We start from the raw sequence: 10,282 nt of genomic DNA on the forward strand, positions 1-10,282 counted from the left end.
CCCCAGGAGCCCTCAGCTTGACGCAGACAACCGGATTCCGGCTCTCCCCCCAGCAGGCAAGACTCTGGTCCCTCCTCACCGCCGTTCCTGGAACGCCCTCGCGCGCCCGGGCCGTGCTGTCGCTGGAAGGACCGCTCGACGTGCAGCGCCTGGAGCGCGCCGTGCGCGAGCTGTGCGCCGCGCACGAGGTGCTTCGCACGACCTATCGCCACCTCGCGGGCACGACCGCCGCGGTGCAACTGCCCGGTGACGTCCCGGCCACAGTCCTGGAGGTGCTCGACTGGAGCAACCTCTCCGAGACGGAGGCGACCGCGCGACTGGAGGCTCTGCATCCGGTGGCATCTCGGGACGCACCGAGCACTGAACGCTCGACGGCATCGCGGGATGTAGTGACGTCGGCACGACTGGAGGCGTTGAGCGCCGAGGCCTCTGCGGTATCGCTCGACGCACGAACGACGGCGCGGCTGGAGGCGCTGATCGCCGAAGGCTCCGCGGCATCACTGGAAGCGCTGACGCCGGCACGGCTCGTGGTCCTCGGCCAGGGTCGACATGCATTGCTCCTCGACCTGCCCGCGCTCTCCGCGGATCGCCAGACGTTCGCCGTCATCGCCCGCGAGCTGGGACGTGCGCTGACGGCTTCGACGACTGCGCCGGCGACCACGGACGAGGAGCCGCCTCCGCAGTACGCGGACGTCGCGGAGGTCTTCCACCAGATCCTCGAGTCCGACGACGGCGCGGACGGCCGGCGCTTCTGGAAGGGCCGTGACCTGTCGGGCGCCACGGGTGCGACGCTGCCCACGCGCCGCACGGGCCCGGGCTCACAGGGCCTGCGCACAAACCGTGCGGCGCGCGTCCTGGCACCCGAGACGACCAAGGCCCTGGAGGCACTGGCCGGCCGACTCGGCGTCCCGGTCGCGGACGTCGTGCTCGCCACCTGGTCGCGCCTGCTGGCACGCATGGGGGGCAGCGGCGACGCGTGCATCTCCGTGCGCGTCGAGGGCCGTGGCTACGACGGACTGGACGCGGCGCTCGGCCTCTTCGAGCGCTGGCTGCCCGTGCGCACCTCCCCCGAACTTCGCGGCGCGAGCTTCGAAGCGCTCGTGCGCGACACGGCGCGGGCCGTTCGTGAAACCGCCGCGTGGCAGGACGACTTCGACGCGCTGAGCGCCTTCCCCGCCATCGGTGGCACGCCGCCCGCCCGCTCCTTCGCCTTCGAGGACCTCGCGTGGCCGGAGCCCGTTCACGCAGGAGGGCTGACGCTGTCCTTCACCCACCTGGACGCTCGCGGCGAGCGTGCCGAGCTGACCCTGGCCCTGGTGCGCGGGCGGGGTCCACTGTCGCTGGAGCTGCACCACGGCGAAGCCGCGTACGCGCCCGAAGAGGCCACCCGGCTGCTGGAGCGCATGGAGACCCTGCTCGCCTCGGCGGTGGCCGCGCCCGAGCGCGCGCTGGACGCCCTGCCCTGGGTGGGCCCGCGAGAACTGGAGCGGCTGGCAGACTTCAACCGCACGGCCCGCGACCACGACACGCAGGACACGCTGCCCGCGCGCTTCGAGGCCGTGGCCCGCGCCCGGCCGGACGCCGTCGCGGTCGCCTTCGAGGACGACCCGCTCACCTTCGCCGCGCTGTCCGAGCGCGCCAACCGGCTCGCCTGCCACCTGCGCTCGAAGGGCGTGGGGACCGAGACGCGCGTGGCGGTGTGCCTGGAGCGTTCCGTGGAGCAGCTCGTGGTGCTGCTCGGCATCCTCAAGGCCGGGGGCACCTTCGTGCCGTTGGATCCGACCTACCCGCGTGAGCGCCTGGCCTACGTCATCCAGCAGTCCGGTGCCCCGCTCGTCGTCACCCGCTCGCACCTGCGCGCGTCGCTGCCCGAAGGCGCGCACGCCTTCGTCTGCCTGGACCAGGAGACGGACGCCCTGGCCGCCGCGTCCCCCCACGCACCCGACGTGACGCTGTCGCCGGAGAACGCCGCCTACGTCATCTTCACCTCCGGCTCCACGGGGCGCCCCAAGGGCGTGATGATCCCCCACCGCGCGGCGCTCAATCTCGCGGCCACGCTGCGCGACGTCGTCTACCAGGGCCGGGGCCCGGGCCTGCGCGTGAGCGTCAACGCGCCGCTCGTCTTCGACGCCTCCGTGAAGCAGTGGCTCCAGCTCCTCAACGGCCACTCGCTGCACATCGTCCCGGAGGAAGTGCGGCCGGATGCGGTGCGCATGCGCGCGTGGGTGCAGCGGCACGGTGTGGACGTCGTGGACTGCACGCCGTCGCTGCTGGGACCCATGCTGGCGCAGGGCCTGGGGCGCGACGCGGACTTCTCGCCGGCCCTCGTGCTGGTGGGCGGAGAGGCCATCGACGCGCGCACCTGGGCGGAGCTCACGCCGCTCACCCGCACGCGCTTCGTCAACATGTACGGCCCCACGGAGTGCACCGTGAACGCCACGGCGTGCCCCATCGCGGACTCCGCGCAGCCGAGCATCGGCGGGCCGCTGGGCAACGTGCGCGTGCACGTGCTGGACGCGGGCCTGCGGGAGCTTCCCCTCGGCGTGCCCGGGGAGCTGTTCATCGGCGGCGCGGGCGTGGCCCGGGGCTATGAGGGCCGACCGGACCTCACCGCCGAGCGCTTCGTGCCGGATCCGTTCAGCCCCGTGCCGGGCGCGCGCCTGTACCGCACCGGCGACGTGGGCCGCTACCGCGAGGACGGCCGCATCGACTTCCACGGCCGCGCCGACTTCCAGGTGAAGGTGCGGGGCTACCGCATCGAGCCCGGCGAAATCGAAGCGCTGATGCGCACGCACCCGGAGGTGGGCGAGGCCGTCGTCGTCGTGCGCGGGGAGAAGGAGGACGCGCGGCTGGTGGCGTACTTCGTTCCCCGGCGCGGCATGCCCGCGGGCAGCGAGCAGGTGACGGCGCAGCTCGCGCTGGAGCTGCGCGGCTTCCTGCGCGAGCTGGTGCCCGAGTTCATGCTCCCCTCCACCTTCGTGCCGCTGGCGCGACTGCCGCTCAACCGCAACGGCAAGGTGGACCGGGGCGCACTGCCGGAGCCGACCCCGATGCGCTCCGAGGCCACGCCCTACGAGGCGCCCGTCACGGAGCTGGAGCAGCGCATCGCGGCCATCTGGCAGGAGACCCTCAAGGTGGACCGGGTGGGCCTGCACAGCAGCTTCTTCGACCTGGGAGGGCACTCGCTCCTCATGGTGCAGGTGCACGAAAAGCTGTCGCTCTTGATGGGCCGGCGTCTCTCCATGGTGGAGCTGTTCCAGCACCCCACCGTGGCCTCGCTGGCGAAGTACCTGGGACAGGCGCAGGCGAACCCGGCCCAGGAGTCCCGGCAGCAGCAGGCGCGTGACGAGCGCGCGAAGAAACAACTTCAGGCGATGCAGCAACAGGCCCTCTTGATGAAGGCCAGGGGTAAGCGATGAGCAGCGACATCGAGCAGGACGCTCCTTCGATGGAAGGCGTGGCGATCGTGGGCATGGCGTGCCGGTTCCCCGGAGCCAGCACCCCCGAGGCGTTCTGGAAGAACCTCCAGGAGGGTGTGGAGTCCATCACCTTCTTCAAGGACGAGGAGCTGGACCGCGCCGCCATCGACCCCGCGGAGCTGAAGGATCCGAAGTACGTCAAGGCCCGGGCCACGCTGGACGGCATCGAGCAGTTCGACGCGCGCTTCTTCGAGCTGTCCCCGCGCGAGGCGGAGATCACCGACCCGCAGCAGCGCCTCTTCATGGAGTGCGCCTGGGAGGCCCTGGAGTCCGCGGGCCAGGATCCCGCTCGCGCGAAGGGCCCCATCGGCATCTACGCGGGCGCGGGCGCCAACGGCTACCTGCTCTACAACCTGTCCTCGGCCGGGCACCTGACGGGCACGGTGAGCGCGTTCCAGGCCGTCATCCACAACAAGAACGACCACCTGGCCACGCGCGTCGCCTACAAGCTGGACCTCAAGGGCCCGGCGGTGACGGTGCAGACCGCGTGCTCCACGTCGCTCGTGGCCGTGTACCACGCGTGCCAGAGCCTGCTGAGCCTCCAGTGCGACACGGCGCTGGCGGGCGGCGTGACGGTCTCCGTCCCGCAGAAGACGGGCTACCTCTACACCGAGCGCGGCATCGGTTCCCCGGACGGGCACTGCCGCCCGTTCGACGCGAACGCGCAGGGCACGGTGGGCGGCAGCGGCGCGGGCGTGGTGGTGCTCAAGCGCCTGTCGGACGCCATCGCGGACGGCGACGTCATCCACGCGGTGATTCGCGGCGGCGCGCTCAACAACGACGGCACCGACAAGGTCGGCTACACCGCGCCCAGCGTGAACGGTCAGGCCGAGGTCATCGGCATGGCGCACGCGCTCTCCGGCGTGGACCCGGACACCATCACCTACGTCGAAGCCCACGGCACGGGCACGCCCATGGGCGACCCGATTGAAGTGAAGGCGCTGACGAAGGCCTTCCGCGGCGGCGGCGCCACGCGCAACGGCTACTGCGGCCTGGGCTCCGTGAAGAGCAACGTCGGCCACCTGGACACGGCGGCAGGCATCGCGGGCCTGATCAAGACGGCGCTGACGCTGAAGCACCGGCAGCTTCCGCCCAGCCTCGGCTTCGAGCGGCCCAACCCGGAGATCGACTTCGCGAACAGCCCCTTCTACGTCAACGCGAAGCTCCAGGACTGGAACGCCCCCGCGCCCCGCCGCGCGGGCGTGAGCGCGTTCGGCCTGGGCGGCACCAACGCGCACGTCGTCGTGGAGGAGGCGCCGGAGCGCAAGCCGTCCGGCCCCTCGCGCGAGTACCAGCTGCTGGTGGTGTCCGCCCGCTCGGACGCGGCGTTGGAGACGGCGACGACGCGGCTGGCGGAACATCTCAAGGCGCACCCGGACCTGAACCTCGCGGACGTGGCGTTCACGCTCCAGATGGGCCGCAAGGCCTTCGAGCACCGCCGCTTCGTCGTGGTGCGCACCGTGGAGGAGGCCGCGCAGGCGCTGGCGACGCTGTCCCCGGACCGCGTCATCACCCGCACGCAGGAGCGCGTCACCCGGCCCGTGGTGTTCATGTTCCCCGGACAGGGCTCGCAGCACCCGGGCATGGCCGCGTCGCTGTACCGCACGGAGGCCGTGTTCAAGCAGGAGGCGGACCGCTGCCTGGAGCTCTTGTCGAAGCGCCACGGCCTGGACCTGAAGCCGCTGGTGTTCGGCTCGGACACGCAGGACGCGCAGGCCGCCGCGAAGCTGGAGCAGACGGCCGTTACGCAGCCAGCCCTCTTCGTCGTGGAGTACGCGCTGGCGAAGCTGCTGCTGTCGTGGGGCCTGGAGCCGTCGGCGATGATCGGCCACAGCGTGGGCGAGTACGTCGCGGCCTGCCTGGCCGGCGTGTTCACGCTGGAGGACGCGCTGGAGCTGGTGGCCACCCGGGGCCGGCTCATGCAGTCCTGCCCCCCGGGCGCCATGCTGTCCGTGCAGCTCGCGGAGGCTGACGTGCGTCCGCTGCTGGGTGACGGGCTGGAAGTGGCCGCCGCCAACGCGCCGGGCTCGTGCGTCGTCGCGGGCACTCCGGCGGCGATTGAAGCGCTGGAGAAGCGGCTCGCGGCGAAGGACGTGCTGGCCCGTCGGCTGCGCACCTCGCACGCGTTCCACTCCGCGATGATGGACCCCATCGTCGGCGCCTTTCGTAACGCGGTGGCGAAAGCGAAGCCGTCCGCGCCGAAGCTGCGCTTCATCTCCAACGTGACGGGGACGTGGATCACCGCCGAGCAGGCGACGTCGCCGGACTACTGGGCGAAGCACCTGCGCCAGCCGGTGCGCTTCGCGGACGGCCTGGATGAGCTGCTGAAGGAGTCGGAAGCCGTGTTGCTGGAGGTGGGCCCGGGCAAGGCGCTCCAGTCGCTCGCGCGCTGGCACCCGCGCAAGAAGCCGACCCAGTCCATGCACACCACGCTGCCGACGGTGGGCGAGCCCACGCCGGAAGCGGAGTACCTGCTGCGCACGCTGGGCTACCTGTGGCTCCTGGGCGTGGACGCGCCGGGGTACTTCGACGGCGAGACGCGCCGCCGTGAGCCGCTACCCACCTACCCCTTCGAGCGCCAGCGCTACTGGGTGGACCTGCGCGCCTCCACGGGCACGCAGTCCGCGAAGCGCGGGGGCTCGCTGGAGAAGCGCCAGGACGTGGCGGGCTGGTTCTGGCTGCCCGTGTGGAAGGAGTCCGCGCCGAAGGTGGCCGCCGTCGGGGCCCCGGATGCGAAGGCCGCGCCGTGGCTGCTGCTGCAGGACCGGGCGGGCCTGGGCGCGAAGCTGGCCGCGAAGCTGCGCCAGCAGGGCCATGCGTTGGTGGAAGTCACGCAGGGCCGCGAGTTCCGCCGCACGGGCGCGGACGCGTATGAGCTGAACCCCGGCCGCCGCGAGGACTACGCCGCGCTGCTGTCGGAGCTGGCGGCGGACGGTCGGCTGCCGGAGCGCATCGTCCACCTCACCGGCATCACCGCCGAGGGCTCGGGCGCGGCGACGGAGGACGTCGTCGAGCGGTCCTTCTTCAGCCCGCTGCACCTCGCGCAGGCGCTGGGCGCGCACGCGGCGGGCAAGCCGGTGCGCCTGACGCTGGTGTCCAACGGCATGCAGGAAGTCATTGGCGGGGACCTCGTGTCGCCGGAGCAGGCGGTCGCGCTGGGACCCACCAACGTCATCCCGCGCGAGCTGCCCCACGTGCACTGCCGCAGCGTGGACGTCACCCTGCCGCCCGCGGGCAGCTTCCAGGCCGGACGGCTGGTGGAGCTGCTGGCCGCGGAGCTGGCGTCGGACGCGGAGGAGCCCGTGGCGGCCTTCCGCGGCGGCCGTCGCTGGGTGCGCGACTTCGAGGAGGTGCGCCTGGAGGCAGGCCCCGAATCGGCGGTGCCCCTGCGTGAAGGCGGCGTGTACCTCATCACCGGCGGCTTGGGCGGCATCGGCCTGTCCTTCGCCGAGGCGCTGGCGGAGAAGTTCCACGCACGGCTCGTGCTCGTCGGGCGCGCGGTGGTGCCTCCGCGCGAGGAGTGGGCGAAGCACCTGGAGTCCGGCGATGAGGCGACGCGCCGGCGCATCCAGGCCGTGCAGCGCCTGGAGGAGAAGGGCGCGAAGGTGCTGGCGCTCAGCGCGGACGTGACGGACCTGGAGCGCATGCGGGCGGTGGTGGCCACGGCGCGCGAGCGCTTCGGCGCGCTCCATGGCGTCATCCACGCGGCGGGCGTGCCGGGCGGCGGACTGCTCCAGCTCAAGACGCGCGAGGCGGCGACGGCGGTGCTCGCGCCCAAGGTGACGGGCACGCGCGTGCTGGCGGCGGTGCTGGAGGGCGAGCGGCTGGACTTCTTCGCGGCCTGCTCGTCGCTCACCACCGTCGTGGGCCGCTTCGGCCAGGTGGACTACACGGCGGCCAACGCGTACCTGGACGCCTTCACCCGCGCGTTCCAGGCGCGCACGGGCACCTACGCGGTGTCCATCAACTGGGGCGCGTGGGACGAGGTCGGCATGGCCGCGAGGCCTGCCACGCAGACGGGCGAGGGCCGCGCCATCCCGCACCCGTTCGTCCACCGCTGCCTGGTGGATACGCCGCAACGCAAGGTCTTCTCCGGCACCTTCGGCGAGCCGCGCTCGCAGTGGGTGACGGACGAGCACCGCATCCTCGGCAACCCCACGGTGCCGGGCGTGACGTACTTCGAGATGGTGCGCGCCGCCGTGGCGGACGAGGCCAGGGGCCGCACCATCGAGCTGTTGGACAACTACTTCCTCGCGCCGCTGCGCGTGCCGGAGAACGAGACGCGCGAGGTGCGCCTCACCCTGGAGAAGGACGGGGACGGCTACCGCTGGGGCGTGAAGAGCCTGCCGCCGGGCGGCGTGGGCAAGGGCACGGACCATTCAGCGGGCCGGGTGCGCTTCGGCGGGCCCCGCGTGGCGCGCGTGGAGGACCTGGAGGCCATCCGCAAGCGCTGCGACAAGCCGCGCCCGCAGTCGCTGGAGGCCGAATACGAGCAGGAGCTGGGGCCGCGCTGGCGCAGCGTCCAGGCCATCCTCCCGGGTGACAACGAGCTGCTGATGGTGCTGGAGCTGATGCCGGAGTTCACCGGCGACTTCGAGCAGCTCCTCTTCCACCCGTCGCTCATCGACCGCACGTCGGGCATCGCCAAGAGCTTCCTCGCGGAGCACGGCTACTACCTGCCCTTCGGCTACAAGGTGCTGCGCCTGCACGGCGAGCTGCCGCGCCGCGTGTACAGCCACGCGCGCTTCCGGGCCAACGAGTCGTCCAACGGCGACGAGACGCTCGCCTTCGACCTCACGATGATGGACGAGCAGGGCCGCGTCCTGGTGGAGGTGGAGCGGCTGACGCAGAAGCGCGTCAACGACCCCGCCGCCGAGCTGCGCGCCCTGGCCGCCGCCGCCCGCGAATCCGCGCTGGCGAAGGTGCTCCCCACCGACGAGCGCAAGGAGATCGCTCCGAGCGAGGGAGTGACGGCGCTGGAGCGCATCCTCGCCTCGGCCCTGGCGTCCCAGGTGGTGGTCTCCGTGCGCGACCTGCACGCGACCATCGCCCACACGGACGAGGTGGTGCGCGAGCGCGTGCTGCAGGCGGTGGGCGAGACGCGTGCCCCCGGCGAGCAGCAGGCCCGCCCCAAGCTGAAGACGGAGTACGTGGCGCCGCGCAACGACATCGAGCAGCGCATCGCCGAGGCCTGGCAGGCGGTGCTCGGCATCGACAAGGTGGGCGTGAACGACAACTTCTTCGAGCTGGGCGGCGACTCCGTGCAGGCCATCCAGATCATCGCGCGCGGCAGCCAGTCCGGGTTGCAGTTGAGCCCGCAGCAGTTCTTCCAGTACTCCACCATCGCGGAGCTGGCGGCGATGATCGCCGGCATCGTGGCGAAGCAGGCCGAGCAGGGGCCGGTGGTGGGCCCTGCCCCGCTCACCCCCGAGCAGCGCCGGCTGCTGGAGGCGCCCGTCGCGGCCTCCACCCGGGTGGCGCGGGTGGCGGTGCGCGGCGCGGTGGAGGCGTCCGCGCTGTCCCAGGCGTTGGGCACGGTGCTGTCGCACCACGACGCCCTGCGCCTGCGCTTCACGCGCGGCGTGTCCGGGTGGCAGCAGGCGGGCACGGCTCCGGGTGCGGAGGTGCCCTTCGCGGAGGTGGACCTGCGCGCGCTGCCGGCCGCTGAACACGAAGCGGCGCTGCACGGCGAGGAGGAGAAGCTCCGCGCGAAGCTGGACGTGGGCGCGGGCCCGCTCGTGTCGGCCGCGTGGGTGCGGCTGGAGGGCGGCGCGGGCAGCCAGCTGCTGATCGCGGCGCACGGGCTGGCGGTGGATGGGGCCTCGTGGCGGCTCCTGGTGGAGGACCTGTCCGCGGCCGTGCGCCATGCGCGCGGTGGACCGGGCCTTCGCACGAAGACGGCATCCTTCAAGCGCTGGGCGGAGCGGCTGGCGGAAGAGGCCGCCTCCGAGTCACTGCGCAAGGAGGAGTCGGTGTGGACGGGTGCCGCGGGAGAGGGCACCACGAAGCTGCCGGTGGAGCGCGCGGGCAGCGCGTCGGGGGCCTCGCGGGTCGTGGAGGTGTCGCTGTCGGAGGACGAGACGCGGCGGCTCCACGAGAAGCTCTCCGGGACGTGGCGTGCGGACGTGGCGGAGGGCGCGCTGGCGGCGCTCGGTCAGGCGCTGGCGGCCTGGACGGGTGGAGGCCGGCTGCGGGTGGATGTCGTGACGGATGGACGCGACGCGTTCGACGGCCAGGACTTCTCCCGCACGGTGGGCTGCTTCGACGTCACCTGGCCGCTGCTGCTGGAGCTGGAGCGCGGACAGGGGGCGAGCGACGCGCTCAAGGCCGCGAAGGAGCGCATGCGCCGCGTGCCGCGCCGGGGCATCGGCTTCGGCCTGCTGCGCGACGGGGCGCACGGTGAGCTGTCCGAGCGCCTGCGCCGCCTGCCCCGGGCGGAGGTGCTCGTGCGGCACCTGGGAGCAGTGGATTCCACGGAGGACGCGTCGCCGTTCGGTGCGGGCCTGCTGCCTGGGGCCCACCGTGCGACGGGTGGGTACGCGTTGGAAGTGGAGACGTTCCTGTCCGGCGGGCGCCTGCACGTGCGCTGCGCCTACGACGACGGGACGTACACGCAGGCGACGGCGTCGCGGCTCGCGGGGGAGGTCCTCGGTGCGCTGCGCACGCTGGGCAGCGAGGAGCAGGACACCCGCGCGGCATTGTCATCCGTGGATTTCCCCCTGGCGGGCCTGGATGACTCGCAGCTGGGGGCGCTCGCGGCGCTCATCAACGATGCGGACGGGTCGGAGGGCTGAGGCAACACC

General features: G+C 72.7%; 2 protein-coding genes. Both read left to right on the forward strand.

From position 1 onward, the window contains the following. Positions 1-17: 17 nt before the first annotated feature. Complete coding sequence (locus tag D7V93_RS01860) at positions 18-3,419, forward strand: non-ribosomal peptide synthetase (protein WP_120641695.1); 3,402 nt, start codon at positions 18-20, stop codon at positions 3,417-3,419. Then, the gene (locus D7V93_RS01865) at positions 3,416-10,273 is read left to right on the forward strand and encodes a type I polyketide synthase (protein WP_120641696.1); all 6,858 of its coding nucleotides are present in this window, start codon (positions 3,416-3,418) and stop codon (positions 10,271-10,273) included. Before D7V93_RS01860 ends, D7V93_RS01865 begins: the two co-directional genes overlap by 4 nt. Positions 10,274-10,282: the final 9 nt, after the last annotated feature.

This window comes from Corallococcus llansteffanensis, from assembly GCF_003612055.1.
In the GTDB taxonomy this organism is placed as follows: Bacteria; Myxococcota; Myxococcia; order Myxococcales; family Myxococcaceae; genus Corallococcus; species Corallococcus llansteffanensis.